This is a genomic window from Rossellomorea vietnamensis, from assembly GCF_025398035.1.
In the GTDB taxonomy this organism is placed as follows: Bacteria; Bacillota; Bacilli; order Bacillales; family Bacillaceae_B; genus Rossellomorea; species Rossellomorea vietnamensis_B.
In genome coordinates this window covers 399,990-418,709 of sequence record NZ_CP104558.1, presented here as the reverse complement: position 1 = coordinate 418,709, position 18,720 = coordinate 399,990, and the positions used below count along the sequence as shown (strand labels likewise).

General features: G+C 42.6%; 19 protein-coding genes and 1 riboswitch. Of the genes, 5 read left to right on the top strand and 14 right to left on the bottom strand.

The annotated features are described in order from the left end of the window. The first annotated feature begins 60 nt into the window (after positions 1-60). Complete coding sequence (locus tag N5C46_RS02245; protein ID WP_261750744.1) at positions 61-1,977, top strand: DUF294 nucleotidyltransferase-like domain-containing protein; 1,917 nt, start codon at positions 61-63, stop codon at positions 1,975-1,977. After that, positions 1,977-2,723 carry a 3'-5' exonuclease gene (locus tag N5C46_RS02240; RefSeq protein WP_229592742.1) on the top strand — a complete coding sequence of 249 codons (747 nt, stop codon included), beginning with the start codon at positions 1,977-1,979 and terminating at the stop codon, positions 2,721-2,723. The genes N5C46_RS02245 and N5C46_RS02240 overlap by 1 nt, the downstream gene beginning before the upstream one ends. A gap of 55 nt (positions 2,724-2,778) precedes the next feature. Here N5C46_RS02240 and N5C46_RS02235 read toward each other — a convergent pair whose 3' ends face one another. From N5C46_RS02235 to N5C46_RS02180, 13 genes are all read right to left on the bottom strand, one after another. Beyond that, the gene (locus N5C46_RS02235; protein ID WP_261750743.1) at positions 2,779-4,041 is read right to left on the bottom strand and encodes a glutamate-5-semialdehyde dehydrogenase; all 1,263 of its coding nucleotides are present in this window, start codon (positions 4,039-4,041) and stop codon (positions 2,779-2,781) included. Between the two features lie 75 nt (positions 4,042-4,116). Continuing rightward, positions 4,117-5,226: a glutamate 5-kinase gene (gene proB / locus N5C46_RS02230; RefSeq protein ID WP_261750742.1), complete on the bottom strand. Its 1,110-nt coding sequence runs from the start codon at positions 5,224-5,226 to the stop codon at positions 4,117-4,119. Positions 5,227-5,347: 121 nt separating this feature from the next. After that, positions 5,348-6,193: a pyrroline-5-carboxylate reductase gene (gene proC, locus N5C46_RS02225; RefSeq protein WP_261750741.1), complete on the bottom strand. Its 846-nt coding sequence runs from the start codon at positions 6,191-6,193 to the stop codon at positions 5,348-5,350. 462 nt (positions 6,194-6,655) lie between these two features. Next, complete coding sequence (locus N5C46_RS02220; RefSeq protein ID WP_261750740.1) at positions 6,656-7,606, bottom strand: LCP family protein; 951 nt, start codon at positions 7,604-7,606, stop codon at positions 6,656-6,658. A gap of 163 nt (positions 7,607-7,769) precedes the next feature. Then, positions 7,770-8,498 carry an ATP-binding protein gene (locus tag N5C46_RS02215; protein ID WP_261750739.1) on the bottom strand — a complete coding sequence of 243 codons (729 nt, stop codon included), beginning with the start codon at positions 8,496-8,498 and terminating at the stop codon, positions 7,770-7,772. Positions 8,499-8,542: 44 nt separating this feature from the next. Continuing rightward, positions 8,543-9,124, bottom strand: coding sequence for a cob(I)yrinic acid a,c-diamide adenosyltransferase (locus N5C46_RS02210; protein WP_261750738.1), 582 nt, complete (start codon positions 9,122-9,124; stop codon positions 8,543-8,545). A gap of 14 nt (positions 9,125-9,138) precedes the next feature. After that, positions 9,139-9,567: a bifunctional adenosylcobinamide kinase/adenosylcobinamide-phosphate guanylyltransferase gene (locus tag N5C46_RS02205; protein ID WP_261750737.1), complete on the bottom strand. Its 429-nt coding sequence runs from the start codon at positions 9,565-9,567 to the stop codon at positions 9,139-9,141. Then, positions 9,519-10,136 (bottom strand): histidine phosphatase family protein, encoded by a 618-nt coding sequence (locus N5C46_RS23280; RefSeq protein ID WP_420720448.1) that lies wholly within the window; start codon positions 10,134-10,136, stop codon positions 9,519-9,521. Before N5C46_RS23280 ends, N5C46_RS02205 begins: the two co-directional genes overlap by 49 nt. Continuing rightward, the gene (gene cobS, locus N5C46_RS02200; protein ID WP_261750736.1) at positions 10,106-10,894 is read right to left on the bottom strand and encodes an adenosylcobinamide-GDP ribazoletransferase; all 789 of its coding nucleotides are present in this window, start codon (positions 10,892-10,894) and stop codon (positions 10,106-10,108) included. Before cobS ends, N5C46_RS23280 begins: the two co-directional genes overlap by 31 nt. Then, positions 10,891-11,445: a bifunctional adenosylcobinamide kinase/adenosylcobinamide-phosphate guanylyltransferase gene (locus N5C46_RS02195; RefSeq protein ID WP_261750735.1), complete on the bottom strand. Its 555-nt coding sequence runs from the start codon at positions 11,443-11,445 to the stop codon at positions 10,891-10,893. The genes cobS and N5C46_RS02195 overlap by 4 nt, the downstream gene beginning before the upstream one ends. 36 nt (positions 11,446-11,481) lie before the next feature. After that, positions 11,482-12,933, bottom strand: a complete 1,452-nt coding sequence (locus N5C46_RS02190) for an adenosylcobinamide amidohydrolase (protein WP_261750734.1) — start codon at positions 12,931-12,933, stop codon at positions 11,482-11,484. Further along, on the bottom strand, positions 12,930-13,988 hold the full coding sequence (locus N5C46_RS02185; protein ID WP_261750733.1) for a FecCD family ABC transporter permease: 1,059 nt from the start codon (positions 13,986-13,988) through the stop codon (positions 12,930-12,932). Before N5C46_RS02185 ends, N5C46_RS02190 begins: the two co-directional genes overlap by 4 nt. After that, the gene (locus N5C46_RS02180; protein WP_261750732.1) at positions 13,951-14,916 is read right to left on the bottom strand and encodes an ABC transporter substrate-binding protein; all 966 of its coding nucleotides are present in this window, start codon (positions 14,914-14,916) and stop codon (positions 13,951-13,953) included. The genes N5C46_RS02185 and N5C46_RS02180 overlap by 38 nt, the downstream gene beginning before the upstream one ends. Positions 14,917-15,051: 135 nt before the next feature. Continuing rightward, positions 15,052-15,251, bottom strand: a riboswitch (cobalamin riboswitch). A 219-nt stretch (positions 15,252-15,470) separates the two neighbouring features. Here N5C46_RS02180 and msrA point away from each other — a divergent pair. From msrA to N5C46_RS02165, 3 genes are all read left to right on the top strand, one after another. Next, on the top strand, positions 15,471-16,001 hold the full coding sequence (gene msrA / locus N5C46_RS02175) for a peptide-methionine (S)-S-oxide reductase MsrA (protein ID WP_261750731.1): 531 nt from the start codon (positions 15,471-15,473) through the stop codon (positions 15,999-16,001). Between the two features lie 53 nt (positions 16,002-16,054). After that, positions 16,055-16,207: a hypothetical protein gene (locus N5C46_RS02170; RefSeq protein ID WP_224519829.1), complete on the top strand. Its 153-nt coding sequence runs from the start codon at positions 16,055-16,057 to the stop codon at positions 16,205-16,207. Positions 16,208-16,301: 94 nt separating this feature from the next. Next, positions 16,302-17,417: a glycosyltransferase family 2 protein gene (locus N5C46_RS02165; protein WP_261750730.1), complete on the top strand. Its 1,116-nt coding sequence runs from the start codon at positions 16,302-16,304 to the stop codon at positions 17,415-17,417. A 178-nt stretch (positions 17,418-17,595) separates the two neighbouring features. Here the strand turns inward: N5C46_RS02165 and N5C46_RS02160 are convergent, their stop codons facing one another. After that, entirely contained in the window at positions 17,596-18,657 is a 1,062-nt protein-coding gene (locus N5C46_RS02160) for a C45 family autoproteolytic acyltransferase/hydrolase (RefSeq protein WP_261750729.1), read from the bottom strand. Between the last annotated feature and the right edge of the window lie 63 nt (positions 18,658-18,720).

Sequence of the window (18,720 nt, the reverse complement as noted above, 5' to 3'; positions counted from 1 at the left end):
TTCAAATTAGGGAATTCTATGGTAAAGTACTATGGAACCAGCATGAACGGGAGGTATTTGATGAACCAGCAGGAATTACTACATATTATTCGAGATCACTATCCATTTGATGTCCTATCAGCGGAACAGCTGGATTATATTATTTCCGGTTCAACATACACAACTTTCAAGAAGGGGGAATTTCTCTTTCATGAAGATGAAACGGTGGAAGAACTGGATATTTACTTCCTTGTCTCCGGACTCGCCAAGAATGTCCTCCATCGTTCCAGTGGAAAGCAATATTCCCTGCGCTTCTATTACCCCGGTGACTTGATTGGCATCATGATCATGCTTACGAGCGGTCAAATGACTTTTTCAGTCCAGGCAATAGAAGATTGTACGGTATTCCGGATTCAGAAAGACCGTATTTTAGAAATCATGACCAAAAACAATGATTTTTCAAAAATCATATTTGAAAGCATCGGCAATCGGATGAAGACCCTATACGATGAAATCAAGGTAAAGTCAGCCACTGAAACCGATGATGAGAACATCAATCTGTTCCGCACAAAAGTCCATACTCTCATGGACAGCCCTACGTTCATCGATGGAAATGCTACCATCATAGACGCAGCCAAAAAGATGAAAGAACAGGACACGTATGGGTTGGTCGTGGTAGATCAGAATAAAAAAATGCTTGGCATCCTTACGCAGCGGGAAATCCTGTCTTATCTAACCAATCCATGTAACGCTGAAAAGGTGAAAGACTGGATGAAGGAAAAGCCTTTTTGGATCAGGGATGAGTCCTTCGCTTATGAAGCCCTCTCCTACTTTAAACATGAAGAAGTGGATTTCGTCCCTATCATTCGCAATGATGTAGTAGTTGGAATTCTAACCAGTACATCATTTCTCAATATTCAGGATTCTAATTATCTGGATCTTTCATATAAAATTCAAAAGGCCGTGTCAAATGATGAACTGGTTGAACTGGCTACGGTGAAGAGCGAGACGTTCCAACAGTTCATTCAAGACCTTCTTGCACAGGATAGCTTTGGATTCGATATTTGTGAAGTGATATCCAACTACAATGATCGGCTCCACCGGAAAATCATTCAATTGAGCGAAAAGGAAATGAGACAGGAAGGTTACGGTTCTGCTCCGATTAATTATTGTTTCATTGTTATGGGCAGTCAGGGACGAAGTGAACAGGGATTCCATACCGACCAGGATAATGGGATCATCCTTGATGATTATAATCATTTGTCTGACCTGAAAAAAGTTGATCTCTATTTTCAGGCCTTCACCGAGAAGCTCAATTTAAAGCTTGCTGCATGTGGTTTCCCTGAATGTACAGGCGGAATCATGGCGAAGGAACAAAAATGGAAGAGATCGTATACGGACTGGAAAAAGGCCATTGATGAGTGGCTCCACGAAATGGATGCACAGGAAATCCAGAACATCACGATGTTCTATGACTTCCGTCCAATTTACGGAGACTACTCCATCGCAGAAGAGATCAGGAATTACCTGACTGAAAAATCGAAACGATCCCTGAATATGCAGCAACTCTTACGAAAAGATGCCCTTCGTTTCAAACTCCCTGTTGGTCCATTGGGCCGGGTAAACTTGAAGCCGAAAAACCATCTATTCAACATCAAAAAGTCAGGACTCTTACAAATCGTCAATATGATCCGGATTCATTCGGTAAAGTATGGGATAAAAGAAGTGAACACCATCAAAAGGGTACAGGCATTGAAAAAGTTACAAGCCTTTCACCCAAGGGATGCCGAAAACGTTAAAACGGCCATGCATATCCTCCTTTCCTTGAGAACGCAACAGAATCTGCGTGAACTTAGTGAGGGAAAGCCTTTAAGTAATGACATCGATGTCCGCACCCTTTCGAAAGAAGATCGCCAAAAATTAAAAGAATCCATCCAGATTGCCAACCGACTGCAGCAAGTGATGGAAATCAGTTTCAATAGGAACCGGGTGGTTTAATGGATAATATAGGTATTAATGTAGGCTACCGGATACTGAAGTATTATTTATGGCAGCGATTCATCTTCCGCCATCAAGTGAAGCGGGAAAAAGAAAAGCTTTCCTATCATAAACTTTCCCGTGGCCTTAAACAATTTGAAGAAGAAAAACCGACTCTTCAAAAAAAGCATCTCTTCCATTGTACCTTTACGATTTTCGACCTTGAAACCACTGGTTTTTTTCCTGAAGTGGGAGATGAAATCATTTCGATAGGAGCTGTAAAGCTGAAAGAAGGAAAAGTTCAAAGGGACGAGACATTCTATCAGGTGATCGACCCTCTTCAAACGGTGTCCAGGGAAACGAAGAGGTTTACGGGACTAAGACGTAAAGATTTTTTAAATGGTGTGACGCTGCCTATAGGGTTGGAACGTTTTTTGGAGTTCAGTAAAGGGACGATTCTGGTGGCACATCCCGCGAGCTTCGACATTAACTTTCTCCAAAAAAGGATAAATAAGTGGGAGCTGCCTTCTTTCGATCCAGAATTTGTCGATTCCTTTTCATTGGCTAATAGCTTACTTGGCAGGGATGACTGCTATTTGGATGTTCTTATAAAGAAATTCGATATTCAAGACAGGACCCGCCACCATGCTTTAAATGATGCGATCATGACGGCCGAGATTTTCGAACGACTTTTGACATTATGTTATCAACAAGAAGTTCATACGATCCGTGGATTGCATGAATTCCTGCTTCAGGATTCAGGCTGACAGTCGAAGGAATATAAAAAACGCATGAGGAGTAGACCTCATGCGTTTTTACATATTATCGAATTTGTCCGGTTCCATGCATCATATACTTCACTGTGGTTAGCGCCGGAAGACCCATCGGACCTCTTGCATGCAGCTTCTGGGTTGAAATGCCAATTTCAGCACCGAATCCTAATGCTCCTCCATCTGTGAAGCGTGTGGATGCATTATGATATAAAGCAGCAGCATCAACCAGCATCATGAACTTTTTCGCCGTTTCATTGTTTTCGGTCACAATCGCTTCTGAATGTTTGGTACCGTATTGTTCAATATGATCCACGGCTTCATTAAGTGAAGACACCACTTTCACGGCAATATCAAGACTTAAATATTCGTTTGCCCAATCTTCTTCACCTGCAAGTTTAGCATCTTTGATCACTTCAACCACTTTTTCGTCCCCATGAATGGAAACATGATGCTCTTTCAGTTTTTCAACAAAGGCATCCTTGTGTTCATCAAACCATTTCTCATGGAGAATGACGGTTTCAGCCGCATTACAAACCGCCGGACGGTCCGTTTTGGCATTTATGATGATGTTCAATGCTTTTTCCAGTTCAGCTTCCTTGTCGATGTAAATATGACAATTCCCTACACCTGTCTCGAGGACAGGAACCGTTGCGTTATTGACGACAGCGTTGATCAATGCGCCACCACCACGGGGAATCAGCACATCAATATGTTCTTTCATCGTAAATAATTCACTTGTTGCCTCACGATCTGTTGTGTTGATGAATTGTACGGCATCTTTTGGAATATCTGTTTTTTCCAACGCCTCATGCATAACGTCCACAATGGCTTTATTCGACGTTATGGCATTCGATCCACCTTTCAGGATGATGGCATTACCTGATTTTAATGCAAGACCTGTAGCGTCCACCGTCACGTTCGGGCGGGCTTCATAAATCATTCCGATGACACCGAGCGGAACGGTCACTTTTTGAACTTGCAGCTGATTTTCCAGGGCCCAATCAGAAACTACTTTACCAGTCGGATCTTCCAGGTCAGCCACTTGGCGAAGACCGTTTGCAAAGTCTTCAACCCGTTCTTTAGAGAGAGATAAGCGATCCATAAAGGCTGCTTCAAATCCTTTTTCCCTGCCTCTATCAAGGTCTTTTTCATTCTGTTCTAGAATGGACCCGTAGTTTGTCTCTAAATGGTCGGCAAGAATATGAAGGGCTTTATTTTTTTGTTCCGTTGTCAGCATGCTTAAGGTTTTAGAAGCTTTTTTAGCCAATATCGCCTGTTTTTTTACATCGGTTTTTTCTACAGTTAAAGTCATCAAATACCTCCTGATTATTTTGTAAAGCTATATTCTTAAATGAATCATTTAAATCATTATTATCTTTGGAATCAATTAAACCCCTACTGGAATGGGAACTTCTACATGACATACGAGCTGATCAATTTCTACTGCGATCTCATCTGCTTTTATATCTGTAGGGTTCTTCAGTTGACCAGAGCGATAGTTGACCATTCCAAGACCGATTTCCTCGTTGCGGTTATCCAGGATACGTACGACTGCACCCTTATCAAAACGGCCTTTCACAGTATAAATATCATCGATCGTCAAACTTTCTTTCCGCTCTAAAATACGGTCTTTCGCATCTGCATCGATGGTGATTTCACCTTCTGGACCGGAATTGAACGCAATCCATTGCTTTTTGGAATCGAGATTGACCGAATCTTCCGTCGATTCAAAATAGGTTCCTTTAGCCGTATGCTGGACAGCATCATAAATGATGTTAGAATGTCCTGATTTACCCAGGAACGCAGGGATGCCTGATGCCATTGTAATCTTGAATGCATCGATCTTTGATCTCATGCCGCCGGTACCGACTGAGCTACCCGGCTCTCCCGCCATGTCTTCAATATCTTCCGTGATTTCAGTCACACTCTCCAGCAGTTCAGCATCTGGATTTTTGCGGGGATCTGAATCATATAGCCCGTCTATATCTGATAGGATGATGAGTTGATCAGCATCCACGAGTGCTGCGACTTTAGCGGATAGTGTGTCATTATCTCCAAACTTCAAACGGTCAATCGTTACGGTATCATTTTCATTTACAATCGGAATAATCCCTCTTTCGAGCAGGACATTAATCGTATTTCTGGCATTATTGTATCGATCTTCATCAGAAAAATCACTACGAGTGATCAGAATTTGAGAAGCCACATATCCATTTGAAATTAATAGATCAGAATACGCTTCGATTAATAGCCCTTGACCAATAGCTGCTGCGGCCTGTTTCTCAGGCAAAGAACTTGGGCGTGTCAAGCAACCCAATTTACGATAACCTGCAGCAACTGCTCCTGATGAAACAAGCAAGACTTCATGACCGTCATCCTTTAAACGGACAACCTCATCCACAAGTCGCTCAAGCTTCCTGCGGCTCATTTCTCCATGTAAGCTTGTCAATGAACTACTTCCAATCTTAATCACGATACGTTTCTTATCTTGGGACATTCAATCACTCCTAGTAATGAGGTCCGTCCCTTGCCCCTCTTTCTATATGCAGGGACGGACCTGTATTTCATGTATGGTTGGTAACATAAATTATATGAGGTGTTTGGTATTCGTTGGGTTATTAGCTTGTGACTAATTCTTTGGACTGTAAGGATGAGCTGATTTCTTTCGAACGCTTTTCTGCTCCTTTAACAGCTTCTGAGATGGCTTTACCTCCACCGAACTGAGCTAATGCATCAAGTCCTGCAGCCGTAGTACCGTTTGGGGATGTTACATTTTCTCTAAGTTGAGTAGGTGATTCTTCTCGCTCCAGCATCATTTTGGCTGCTCCGAAAATGGTTTGAGCTCCGATTTTACGAGCCAATTTTGGGTCTAACCCTGCTTCAGCACCCGTCTTTTCGATATGTTCCATTAAATAGTAGAAGTAAGCTGGACCGCTCCCGGCAATTCCAGTGAAAATGTCCATCTGGCTTTCTTCGATGACGAATACTTCTCCGATGCTTGATAATAACTCTTCTGCGTTCTGCATATCTTCTCTTGAAGTGAACCTTCCGGCACTGATAGCCGTTGCAGATTCCTTCAGCATACTTGACGTATTTGGCATGACACGGATGACAGGCTGACCTCCAGGTAACTGTTCTTCCATATGAGAAGTCGTAATCCCTGCCAGTACCGACATGATCACCGTATCGTTCCTGACAAGATGATTGATGGAATCTAATGCCTTATCGATATCCTTTGGTTTCATGGCAAGAATGAGGATATCTATTTCATCAAAGGGCAGATCGTCTTTCGTTATTGCAGTGATATCATATTTAGCTTTCATTTCTTGAAGTCTTCCGTAATTGCTTCGATTGGAAACAATGATTTGCTCAGCTGGAATCTTGCCACTCTGTACTGTCCCAGAAATCATTGCTTCAGCCATATTACCTGCACCAAGAAATGCTATCGTTTTATTATTTAACAATCATATCCACTCCCGTTCCTTTTTTTATAGTAAGTTTTTTTCAAAACACTTTTTTCGTTTTTAGTTGAACATTTAATGTAATAATCAAGAAAAAATATTTAAGATAATGGATGTTTCATGTCGCCAAAAACCTTGATTGGCGTGTGTTTTGTTCACAACGCTTATAATCGTAACATGCTGATGAATGATATCAAGGGCATTATAGGAAGTAGTAAGGAATTAGCCGAAATAGCTAGTGGAAGCGTTATCATTACCATTTATGTTATTCAGATTCCTTCTGAAGGCTCTAGATTGGCTGAGAGAGCGTATAATCAGAATTTATACTTTCAGGGTTTGATTGGAAATGGATCCATTATTGGTACTGACCCCTGTCAGCCCAGTTCCAGAGCCCGTTCCATCAAGTCCATTCTAAAAGCAAAAAAATCCCGTTAAGCCTTCAGAGCCTTAACGGGATTTTCAGATTTATTCGTTTGTAGTGTCGTCCGGGGTTTTTCCACTCAGGAAGTCTTTTAAAGCTTGAATATTTTCCTCGAAGTCTATTTCGAGCACAGATCCAACTCCGCTGTAACTTCCATTCGTATATGAACCTTCTACTGGCAAGGTTAGCTTGTCCATGTCACTACTATTGCTTAGCAGGATATCTTTCGCGATTGAGATTTGATCCAGCTTACTCATATTCGTCTGAATATAGGGCTGAATGGATCCTGCCATTTTCGGAAGCTTTGTTACGCCTCCGATGGATAAGGCTTCATCTTTAAGGGCCGCAATCACTTTTTGCTGTCTTTCAACCCTTCCGAAGTCACCATTTTCATCATGACGGAATCTGGCATAGCCGAGTAATTCCTTTCCGTTCAGGTTTTGGACACCAGGTTCAAGGGAAACACCGATGTTTTCTGACATCGCCTTTTCAACATCCATTTCAATTCCTTCTGGTGCAAGGATGTCGACTGACTGTTCAAAACCTTTAAAATCAACAATCATATAATATTGAATATCCAGATCAAAGTTCTGCTTGATCGTCTTTCGAAGCAATTCCGGTCCGCCTAAATAAAAAGCGGTATTTAGCTTATAGTTTTTATATCCAGGGATTTCAGCATAGATATCCCTCATAAACGAAACGAGTTTGGTTTCATTCGTTTTTGGATCGATCTGCGCGAGCATCATTGTATCTGTCCTTGATTTCTCCTCGCCCCTGCTATCGACTCCCAATAACAAAACGTTAACCTTCCCGTTTTCATCTTTAACTCCATTAAATTTATAGTCCTGCATCTGGTCTTCACCAGCCATTTTATAACCACTGTAAAATTGAAAAGCAGCATAACCGATCAAACTGAAAATAAGGATTAATAATACCAAAATCACTTTTCTACCACGTTTTTTCCTTTTGGTCTTTCGATCTAGTCGTGACTCCATTTCTTCACCTACTTTTATGACATTCATGATGAACCGATGATAATATGAAATAGTACTCTATACAATTGAAATTGACAATCACAGAATACTGGATAAACTAACACTTTTCTCCATACCGGTTCACCCCGAGAATATAGTTTACCACAAATATCTATAAAAGTATTTAGTTGTTACCGTCAAATAAGATCAAGGATTGAAAATGACCACCGGTAAGTTTCCTTATATTCTGTTCTTCTTCCTTATTGTAGGAAATGATAAATGAAGTGGCGGGCCCGCTTGATTTATCCAAGTCTTGCGTGGAGTCTACATCTCCCCTTTTCAACGGTTTCCCAATAAGCAGAGACAGTTCATGACGCACACCTTTTGAACCTACAGGTAAAATATCGATTATGGAAGGATGGTGAATGCACGTATGAAACAGACTCAATGGGGCTATGGATGATCTATATACTAATACTTCTTTCCCTACTAAAGGAATGCCGATAAGAGCATATGAAAGATCTTTTTGCGGAAGAAAGTGCCGCTCCTTCCTTCTCATACCAATACAGGTTACACCGAGTGCAGACTGGTTTAGATTGAAATTGGATTCTGAACTTCCCGTTAGGGGAATATCCTCCATATCAAGTTCCTTCAAACCCATCCGCACTCCCGAGGCATACCCCTCCCACACGCTGTCTCCTGTGAAGTTCATTAATTGAACTGCCATGAGGCGGGCACCGGCTGATAAACATTCCATCACAGCGACTCGAAAACCGAAATATCCTACAATGTCAGGATCAACCTGTACCTCGTCCCCCTTTTTCCTTCCGATTCCTCCACTGCAATCAGACGCTAGAATCAGTTCAAAATCTTCGTTAATGGAAACCGACAGGGCATCCCTAAGTTGAACCATCTTATTTCCTCCTTTCCTTTATAAAGAAAGAGAACCTTATAACACTACTTATTATTTTTCTTGATGTTACCGAATACGTTGGCACTGCGAAGGTATTCAACGTCTTTGACACTGCTTCGGTGATTGATCACACGTGCCAGAGCAAAAAAGTAGTCTGATAATCGGTTGATGTATTGCAACGAAGCAACCGGAAAGTCCCCGTCTGTCTTTGATAGGGTAACCATGCATCTCTCTGCCCTTCTCGCAACGGTCCGTGCAATATGAATACTCGCAGAAGCTTTTACACCACCCGGCAGTATGAATTTTTCAAGAGGTGGAGCTTCTCTGACCAAATCGTCTATTTTTTCTTCCAAAGCGAGGACGGAATCCATTTGAAGCTTGCTCCTTCTCTTTTTTGAGACATTGGATAAATCTCCCCCGCAGTCAAAGAGTTCATGCTGAATCGTAACTAAGTCCTTTACGATATCGTCAAACCGCTCATGATTTAATTCACTAATAGCCTGACCGATGAAACTATTGACTTCATCCAGTGTCCCGTATGCTTCCACCCTGATATCGTCCTTATCGACCCTACCCCCGATTAGACTTGTCTGACCTTTGTCTCCGGTTCTTGTATAAAGTTGCATTATTATTTCCTCCCTTACCCTTTTATTGAAGTAGCCATGCCATACCAAACAAGCCATACCTTATGCGACTTTTGGGCAAGGTCCTGATAAATCCAGCCCGTCACATCTCTCCATTCCCTTGAAATGTGGTCTATGGGTACAATTCCTTTCCCTATTTCTGACCCGATCCAGATCACTTTTCGTTCTGGATGTTCTTCTTCCCACTTCTTCAACTCCTCCATCCGTTGGAAGAATTCTTTCCTAACGTCGCGCTCCCCACGTAAAAGGGCAGATCGAACGGCATACTCAAGCCCCTCCAACACGAGGATGGGCTTTGATGGATGGGCTTCTTCCATCCCTTCTGTAAATAACCGGACCCATTCCGTGTCGCTTCTCTTCAAACGAAAATGCTTTCTTACCCATTGGCCCTTGCCATTAAAGGAACCTCCCGTAATGAAGTACAATTCTGGTCCCTCCAATTCTCTTCTGTTTTCCAACCCAATTCATATCCGTTTCCGTGGTAGACCTCCCAATCCCAAAAAGATCTAGGATCACTTTTGGGGGAAAGAGAAGTTAACAGGTGCCGAATGACTCCACCATGGGTTATGACTGAGTACCGATTCCCATTAAGTGAATCGATTTGTCCTTTGATTTGCTCCCAGGCAACTTCGACTCGTTTTATAAATTGATGTATCCCTTCCCCTCCTGGAGGAGAATTAGAGGGATCGGTTAACCAATACTGATACTCTTCATTTCCCTTCAAATCCTCGTAGGTCAAGCCTTCCCATTCTCCAAAATGTAATTCTCTTAATAGAGGAGATGGAATGATAGAGGCTTCAGGAAACAAAAAATGCGAGGTTTCCAAACATCGGTTTAGGTCGCTTGAAAAACATCCCTCATATGGCTTGAAGGATCGCTTTATTTGTTTAAGCTTACCGATTCCTTTTCGTGATAAGCTCGGGTTCGACCAACCGATGTATTTCCCTCTCTCATTTGCATCTGTTAAACCATGTCGAATGAAAGCAATAGCCATATAGTCATCCATAAAATCGACTCCACCCCTTCTACACTTGCTCCGACTGTGTCACCAGTCATGCCTCCAAACCACTTTATGCTCTTCGAGTAAACAAACAGGCAAAATCCGACCGTTACAATCGTGAAGGCAGCATAAAGAAAAAGGCTATTCAGGAAAACGCCTGTCACTATGATCCCTATCAAAGAGGCCAGCATCCACAAAACATCGTTCCATTTCGTATCTTTACTGAAGCTATACCCCATACCGGAATTATGGGCCGCGGGGATAAGAATGAGACTAACTCCCATGAGGATACGGCTGAAAATGGGGATCGACAGCAGAATCAAACAAATCACAGCAGTATTAGAATAGTGGACGGATTCATATATGAATAAAAAGCGGGAGGAAAGCAATACCACAAGAGATAGGGCACCAAATGCACCGATTCGGGGATCTTTCATGATCTCTAAGCGCTTCTTTAGATCCCGGTAGGAAAAGTAGGCGTCGCTTGCATCCATATAACCGTCCAAATGAATTCCACCGGTAAGGAGGATGGGCATCACCCAAATATAAAATGATAATGCCAATGAGCTCATGGGTGTAAAGGATGCCAGTAACACATAGCCACTTGAGAGAAACATTCCGATCAATAAACCCAATATAGGAAATGTGCGTACCATCCATCTCATTTCACTTTTTCCAAGCGAGAATTCTTTTCGCACTGGAAGTACCGTAAAAAACTGTAAATTAAGGAGTAGACTCTTTACTAATCTCATTTCATTGAAATCCCTTTCTTCATAACCGGGATTCCAACCGTCATATCGATTGCTATATACGACTTCTCCACCAATCTTCTATGTAATCTTCCCAGCATCCTTTGGAATTGGAGTATTTCGTCTGTTTTCGGTGGAATGTCATGAAATAATTCATTACTTACAACAAGTAATGCTTTTACTTTATCTGCTAACTGAATGACAGACTCATAGATACGATCCTCTACATTCCTTCCCCCCTCCATACCCCCGTTGAACAATTCGTTTGTCAGCAGAGTCGTGAGACAATCTAATAGAACAATGGCATTGGACGGTATAGTATCGACGATATCCCCGATAGCCAGTGGCCTTTCAATGGTCTTCCACTTTTCATGAGAAGATTGGCGATCCAGTCGGTGTTTTAAGATCCTGTTTTCCATTTCCCGGTCCGTACTCACTCCACTCGCAAGATAGATCAAAATTTCATTCGATGTTCTTAGTTCCGACGCAAGCCTTTCTGCATAGGAACTTTTCCCGCATCTAACCCCTCCGGTTATGAAAAAAAGTCTTCCCATGAGAAATTGTGCCTCCTTACTATGAAAGTCCTTTTATTAACCCATATAACGTTGGATGGCTTTTTTTGTGACTTCATAGACTCCTTTGCCGATCAACTTACCTATCGGAGTGATCGGTCCTGCAAATGGTTCGATCTCCCCTTTTTGACTGGAAGCAATCAGAATGCTGTCTGTAGGCGTTCCGGTTGCTAGGTTACCGTTTCTTTTGTCCCTTACTTCCATATCATTCAGAGCTTTCACCTTTGCCTCCGTGGAAGTGACGAGGGCTTCGATATAGGCCTCATCAGATAAATTCCCATTAATGAACACCCAGGTGTTGATCGTACCCGGTTTAGAATCAATATCATATTGAAAGCTCGTTGATACATCCATGGCATTTCCGACACCGGCGGTCACGATGACGAAAACCGATTTCCCCATCATCTCAAAACGCTCACATATCATGTTAGACAAATCGAGAGCCGTCATCATACCGACAGATAAAGACGGATCCAGTTCTTTCGTAATGAGATACTCCTTCATATCTTGTTTGTAATCCCGGCAGTCATAATCAACGGGTACCCGTCGGTTCATGAAGTGAGAGTACCAACCAATTCCTGCTCCGATAATACCCGAGGACATACACTTCAACGGGAATGGTGCAGAATAAAGGATGCAATCTTCGGTCAATGTCATATACCTTTCATCTAATACCAGGTTTTCAGTGAGGGATCCTTCGGGCACGATCACCATCTGAGGTTTGGCCACCAAAGGATGAGCCTGTTTCTGAACCTTTGTATGATAGACTTCTTCGATATGTTCTTCTTTCAACACTTCTTCCGGATGATTGAGAAGTTTCGTCGTACCCTGGTCCAATAGGAGTAAACGGTCACAGTATAGGCTCGCTAAATTCAAATCGTGAAAAATGGCCACGACCGTTAATGTCCCCTGATCTGTTTGATTTTTAATCAAATCCAATAGTGACTTCTGATAGGAAAGATCAAGGTGATTAGTGGGCTCATCCAAAAGGAGGAGGTGAGGTTCCTGGGCAAGAGCCTGTGCCAGGAACACCCGTTGCCGTTCACCACCTGACAATTCATGCAGGTATCGGTACTGAAACGAAGAAATTCCCGTCTGCTCCATCACCTTGTCCACCATCTCTTTGTCCCGGTCGGTCGTACCCTTAAAGAAACCTTTCTGGTGAGCATATCTTCCAAGCATCACCGTCTCCCTCACCTGATACGAAAATGCTTCAGTCGATATCTGGGGCAATACCGCGACATGGGTAGCCAATTCTCTCGAAGAAAACTGATGAAGCGGCCTTCCCTTCAATGTAATGACCCCAGCCATTAAAGGAAGGAGACCTGTCATCGCTTTCAGTAACGTCGTCTTACCACTTCCATTTGGGCCAAGTATGCCAAAGAACTCTCCCTTGTCAATATGAAAATTCATGTCTTCCACGATCTTTTGATCGCCGTATCCTACTGAGACCCCGTTTACATCGATCATGTTGAAAGACCTCTTTTCTTTAAAAGAATATAAGCAAACATCGGTGCACCGATCAAGGCGGTGATCACTCCAATCGGAAGTTCGGTCGGAGCGATGATCGTTCTGGAAAGCAGGTCGGCGAGTACAAGGAACCCTCCTCCTACAAGGATTGATAGGGGGAGGAGATGCTTGTGATCATGTCCGATCATTCTTCGCAGGAAATGAGGAACCACAAGGCCGACAAATCCGATCGTTCCTGACACGGCCACCGCTGCCCCCGTCAGGATGCTTCCGGCTATCAAAATGATCAGCTTCCTTTTTTGAACCGAGATGCCGATATGACGGGCCTGTTCCTCTCCGAAGCTCATGCCGTTCAATTCCTTGCTGTTCAGTATGAGCAACACCACCCCAATAAGGAAGAAAGGCAAGATGATCGCAACGTAATCCCAGCCTCTCATGGATACACTTCCAAGAAGCCAGCCGATGATCTGCCTCAGTTCCTCACCTGTGAGTGCGATCATCAATGAAATCACCGAGCCCAGAAACGAGCTGAAGATGATTCCTGTCAATATAATGGTCTCGACCTTCATGGTCCTTTCAACCTTTTGTGCAAACCATAATACGAGAAATACGGTGATGATCGAACAAACAATACTGAAAAAGGGGAGCGTAAACTTCCCGATGAAAGGGATACTCCAATGGAAAAATAATGTGATGACTGCCCCCACCGATGCACCTGATGATACTCCCAATGTGTAGGGATCAGCCAGAGGATTGCGTAGCAGCCCTTGGAAGGAAGCCCCTGCAATGGCTAAGGAGCTACCGACCAATAGAGCCAACAATACTCTTGGAAGTCGGATCGTATAGACGATGTTCACAAACATGGGATTAACTGTATCAGGCATTTGAAAACCGAACCACTTATAACCGATGATGTAAAGGATATCCATCGGTGGAATTGATATCGTACCGATCGAAACACCTGCAAGCACTGCTATGAGTATAAAAATCCCTGCCAATCCGTATGTGATCCCTATCTTATTCTGCAAATACCTCTGGATAGATCGACTTTGCAATTTCCTCTACTCCTTCAACCAATCTTGGACCTGTCCGTGTGACTAAATCAGAATGGACATCGTGAACATCCCCATTCTTAACTGCCGTCACATCTTCCCATCCTTTTCTTCCCATTATCTGTTCTTTCGGATTTTCACTGTAATAACCATATGTAGTGATGATTGAATCAGGGTTAGACGAGATGACAGCTTCCTGGTTCACCTGTACCCAGCCTTCCTGCTCACTCATGACGTTTTCAGCATTGACCATAGATAGCATTTGATCGATGAACGTGTTCTTACCTGTTGAATAAATGTCAGGGGAAGGGGAAACTTCCACATAGACTCTTTTCTTTTCAGTTATTTCACTTGCTTTTTCCTGAATGGATTTTAAATCTGATTTCATTTCAGAAACAACGGAATCTGCCTGATCTTTTTTACCGACAAGTGTCCCGATGTCCTGAATTGTGTTATATACTTCTTCAAAGCTTTTAGCGTCTTGAACGATGAATACGTTCACCCCTGCATCTTTCAGTTGATTCAAACCTTCTTCTGCTGACTTTGCTGTGGATTCATGGGCCAGGACCAGGTCCGGATTTAAGCCGACGATTTTCTCTACGTTAAACTCCATTCCACCGATTTTCTCTTTATCGGCGGCTTCTTTTGGGAAGTTATCAAAGTCTGACACCCCGACGATTTCCTTATTGAGCCCAAGCTCGAATAAAATCTCCGTATTACTGGGAATTAACGAAACGATATGTTTAGGTTGTTCTTCCAGGGTGACTTTATTATCAAGCGCGTCAGTCAATGATAAAGGATACCCGGATTCATTTTGGTTTACTTCGGCTGTTTCCTTTTTCTTCGTTTGTTCCCCGTCATTCGTTCCGCATGCTGTCAGGAATCCGATGGCTACTAACAATGCAAGTAAGGCTTTTACTGTGTGTTTCATTTCTTATTCCCCCTGTTGATTAACATTTTGACAGACAAAAAAACATCTCCAGTGGACTAGAGATGTTGTGTAAGATGCATATATAGGTTTATATTCAGTGAACCATGCATATTACACCTTTCTATCCGCGTAGAATTGGTGCGCTTAAAATCAGGCAGGTCTCCTGGCTCATGGTCATAGTTTGCTGATACCTTCCCGTGCATGTTTGCACAGTGGTAAATGTTCAGCTCACTACCATTTACAGTGGCGGGACCGCGTTGGATTTACACCAACTTCCCTATTAAGAAGCTAAGAAGAATCACATCTTACACTTCACCTGATTTCGTGACGTATGAAATTGTTCCGTTCAAAAGAATTATACACAAATTCCATCCGTTAGGAAATGAATTTTAATGAATTTGTTGAAAATTGTAGAAAAAGATTAATCGTAAAGTCGGCACAGCTGAAGCAGACAAGCTATTTTGATTGTTCCTTTTAAGCTTTCATGGTAGAATCTGTTCAAGCTATTGCTTTACTGCTTTAGAGGAGTACATATGGTACAGGAGGTTTGCTAAATGAATGATAGAGAAGTCGCTACTTTTGCAGGCGGATGTTTTTGGTGCATGGTAAAGCCGTTCGATGAGCTGCCGGGGATTATTGATGTCGTATCGGGATATTCTGGAGGTCATCTTGAAAATCCTTCATATGAGGATATTAAAGCCGGTGGCAGCGGACATTATGAAGTGGTTCAGATCACCTATGATCCCGCTCTGTTTCCTTATGAAAGGCTATTGGAGTTATACTGGCCCCAGATTGACCCGACTGATGACGGTGGTCAATTCCACGATCGCGGTGAACAGTATCGAACAGCTATCTTCTATCACAATGAACACCAGAAACAATTGGCTGAGGAGTCAAAACACACGATTGAAGAAAGCGGGCGATTCAAGAAGCCGATCGTCACCAACGTCCTTCCTGCCTCAACCTTTTATCCGGCAGAAGAGTATCATCAAAAGTTCTACAAAACGAATCCGGAGGAATACAAACAAGATCGCGCAAAGTCAGGGCGGGATGAATTCATAGATGGACATTGGAAAAACAAATAGTGGCATGAAAAAAACTTCTTTCGCCAAACTAATGGCTAGAAAGGAGTTTTTTTATGAAGAAATCCGACAAGGCGAAAGATGATAAAGAACAAGTGATAGGATTCTCTGGACCGGGAAAAGTAGTTAATTTCTTTGACCCTTATCCTGATGAGAAGGAAGAAAACGCAAATAACTCAGATACCGTCGATCCCCATCCATCCCAATGAGACATCAGCTAAAAAACGCCCTATGCGTATCACGGGTAAATATTATGGTTAGAATGGCGATACAGCAGAATTTTGTCAAAGAAGGTGAAAACAGATGTATTTCTGGATTGTCGCATTGGGCCTTACCATTTTCCTTTTTACGAGAATTCCGACCGTGAAGAATTCCGTTCATGTACGGAATAGTTATCTGGTCAAGAAATGTTCCATCATCATTCCTGCAAGAAATGAAGAAAAGACGATTGGGAGGCTTTTATCCAGTATTCGGATGCAGTTCATACAGCCATTGGAAGTCATTGTTGTGAATGATGGTTCAACAGATCAAACGAAGGCTATTGCCTTAAACGAGGGTGCAATTGTCATTGATGCACCCCCTTTGCCTAATGGATGGAACGGAAAATCATGGGCATGCTGGAATGGAGCGAAAGAGTCTAAAGGAGAATTCCTATTGTTTGTGGATAGTGATACCTGGTTCGAACAAGCAGGTCTGTTAAAGATATGCGAAACGTATAAAATGCAACAATGTCAAGGAGTATTGACCATTCATCCTTTTCATAAAATGGAAACCTTTTATGAAACATTCTCCATGCTGTTTCATTTAATGGTGTTTGCTTCAACCAGTATCACCCATCTCTTTTCATGGTTGTGCACTCCTTCAGGCGGTTTCGGGCAATTTTTCCTATGTTCAAGGGCCGTTTATGAGCGGCTTGGAGGACATGAAGCCATTAAAGGGGAAATGGTGGAGCATTTTGCCTTGAGTCAATGGGCGAAGAAATGCGGGGAATCCGTAGAAGCGGCAAGTGGCAGGAATGCCATTTCCATGAGGATGTATGGGGAAGGAATAGGTCAATTATTCCACGGGTGGTCAAAGAGCTTCGCTTCAGGAGCTAAGTCGACAAACATCCTACTCCTGGGGCTTTCTTCTTTGTGGATGGCTTCACTTATTGCGCTGGTCATTCACTCACCCGATATGATTAGGGAATATCCCTATTTATTCATAATCCACTATATCCTATTAGGGGGTTATTTCTATTTCTTAGTGAGAAGGATCGGTAATTTCAGCGTGTTCGAGACATTATTATTTCCGGTTCACATCCTATTTTTCCTAGCTACCTTTCTTCATTCATTTTTGAATACCTTTTTCAGGAAAAGGACTACTTGGAAAGATCGTTATGTATACATAGAGAAAGGAAAGAACGAGAAGATGAAATGATCCTGTTAGTGAATATTACTTCACAAACATAAACCTGCACCACCCGCAAGTCACCACATTTATAAGAATGTTACTTATCATACATACATTTTATGAATATGCACATTTTATTAATAAGAACCGAGGAAGTCCTCCACGAATGATAAGCCGTTAATCCCTTGATTTGCTCGGTTCCCCCTTATTCCGTCACTTCTTCCATAAATAAAAACGGCTCATTTGTATCGAACTTCCCTGACATTTTCCGGACGGGAATATTTCTTCCCCTGACCCATTCCTGAAAGTCCACCACCAATCCATCGGAACTTTCCCCGAATCCGATTAAGCATTGCAGTGATTCACATTGAAAGACACATGTATGAATCGTCCCTGCCCAAGCATCATACGCTTTCTTGAAAATCGGGCTGTCTCCACGGTTAAACAGTTTGAATGCCCCATCCATGGTTAATTCCTTTTCCTGTACTGAATGTAACAGGTCCAGCCTTTTTTGAGAATCCTTTAAATAATGTCGGTTATCCTTTTTCATATGATTCATTTGAAAATGGTTGGTACAACTTAAGGTTGAATGGTGATACACCCCTATTCCCCTCGGGGAAGCTTCCACCACGGCAGCTTTGCCACCTTGATCATATAAAGAATAGTTGAAACTGTGTCGGTGAGGCAGCCTGCGCAACACTTCGATGGCCTCGTCTGTATTCTTACATGTGTCCAGGAGGATGCGGGCGATTGTGGTACAAATGAATCCATCTCCCGGCTTTATTCGATTCACGAAATGAAAACCAACTGCCAATCCTTTTTCGTTCAACCCGTCAATCCGTCCGATTCCCCTTCCTGAAAATCCGATAGATGCATAGCCCCCCTCAGGCTCGACGAGTAACAGCCGGCCTTCATATGTTTTCGGGTGATAATCATAATTCCTCACGTATATACCGTCTTTGGCCAATGACGAACATCCTGACTCCTTCCATTCCTGTTGAAATCCCGAATATTCATGTATAGTATCTTCCAATGACCACTGTAAACCATGGGACAGTCCATTTAATTCATCCCATAATCCGGGTGCAAATTGCCGGAGTAGTCCCTCGACTTCAAGCAGCTTTACATTGTAATCTCTCAATGACTTCTTTCGTCTCTTTTCATGATGGGAATAGAGTGGCGACTGCCGAAGTTTCTGTCCGAATCGAACACCAATCTCATAATAGGTCCCTCTGGACTGCAATACGTCTACCACAACCTCTTTCATTGTTCCACGCCCCTTTCTGCGAATAAAGGATAATGTCGAATAAATATCTTCTTATTTTTCTCC

What these genes read in the sequence shown, in the direction of transcription:
- N5C46_RS02245 (WP_261750744.1), top strand. Translation starts at nt 61, where the DNA reads ATGAACCAGCAGGAATTACTACATATTATTCGAGATCACTATCCATTT.
- N5C46_RS02240 (WP_229592742.1), top strand. Translation starts at nt 1,977, where the DNA reads ATGGATAATATAGGTATTAATGTAGGCTACCGGATACTGAAGTATTAT.
- N5C46_RS02235 (WP_261750743.1), bottom strand. Translation starts at nt 4,041, where the DNA reads ATGACTTTAACTGTAGAAAAAACCGATGTAAAAAAACAGGCGATATTG.
- proB (WP_261750742.1), bottom strand. Translation starts at nt 5,226, where the DNA reads ATGTCCCAAGATAAGAAACGTATCGTGATTAAGATTGGAAGTAGTTCA.
- N5C46_RS02220 (WP_261750740.1), bottom strand. Translation starts at nt 7,606, where the DNA reads ATGGAGTCACGACTAGATCGAAAGACCAAAAGGAAAAAACGTGGTAGA.
- N5C46_RS02215 (WP_261750739.1), bottom strand. Translation starts at nt 8,498, where the DNA reads ATGGTTCAACTTAGGGATGCCCTGTCGGTTTCCATTAACGAAGATTTT.
- N5C46_RS02210 (WP_261750738.1), bottom strand. Translation starts at nt 9,124, where the DNA reads ATGCAACTTTATACAAGAACCGGAGACAAAGGTCAGACAAGTCTAATC.
- N5C46_RS23280 (WP_420720448.1), bottom strand. Translation starts at nt 10,136, where the DNA reads ATGGCTATTGCTTTCATTCGACATGGTTTAACAGATGCAAATGAGAGA.
- cobS (WP_261750736.1), bottom strand. Translation starts at nt 10,894, where the DNA reads ATGAGATTAGTAAAGAGTCTACTCCTTAATTTACAGTTTTTTACGGTA.
- N5C46_RS02195 (WP_261750735.1), bottom strand. Translation starts at nt 11,445, where the DNA reads ATGGGAAGACTTTTTTTCATAACCGGAGGGGTTAGATGCGGGAAAAGT.
- N5C46_RS02190 (WP_261750734.1), bottom strand. Translation starts at nt 12,933, where the DNA reads ATGATCGATGTAAACGGGGTCTCAGTAGGATACGGCGATCAAAAGATC.
- N5C46_RS02180 (WP_261750732.1), bottom strand. Translation starts at nt 14,916, where the DNA reads ATGAAACACACAGTAAAAGCCTTACTTGCATTGTTAGTAGCCATCGGA.
- msrA (WP_261750731.1), top strand. Translation starts at nt 15,471, where the DNA reads ATGAATGATAGAGAAGTCGCTACTTTTGCAGGCGGATGTTTTTGGTGC.
- N5C46_RS02170 (WP_224519829.1), top strand. Translation starts at nt 16,055, where the DNA reads ATGAAGAAATCCGACAAGGCGAAAGATGATAAAGAACAAGTGATAGGA.
- N5C46_RS02165 (WP_261750730.1), top strand. Translation starts at nt 16,302, where the DNA reads ATGTATTTCTGGATTGTCGCATTGGGCCTTACCATTTTCCTTTTTACG.
- N5C46_RS02160 (WP_261750729.1), bottom strand. Translation starts at nt 18,657, where the DNA reads ATGAAAGAGGTTGTGGTAGACGTATTGCAGTCCAGAGGGACCTATTAT.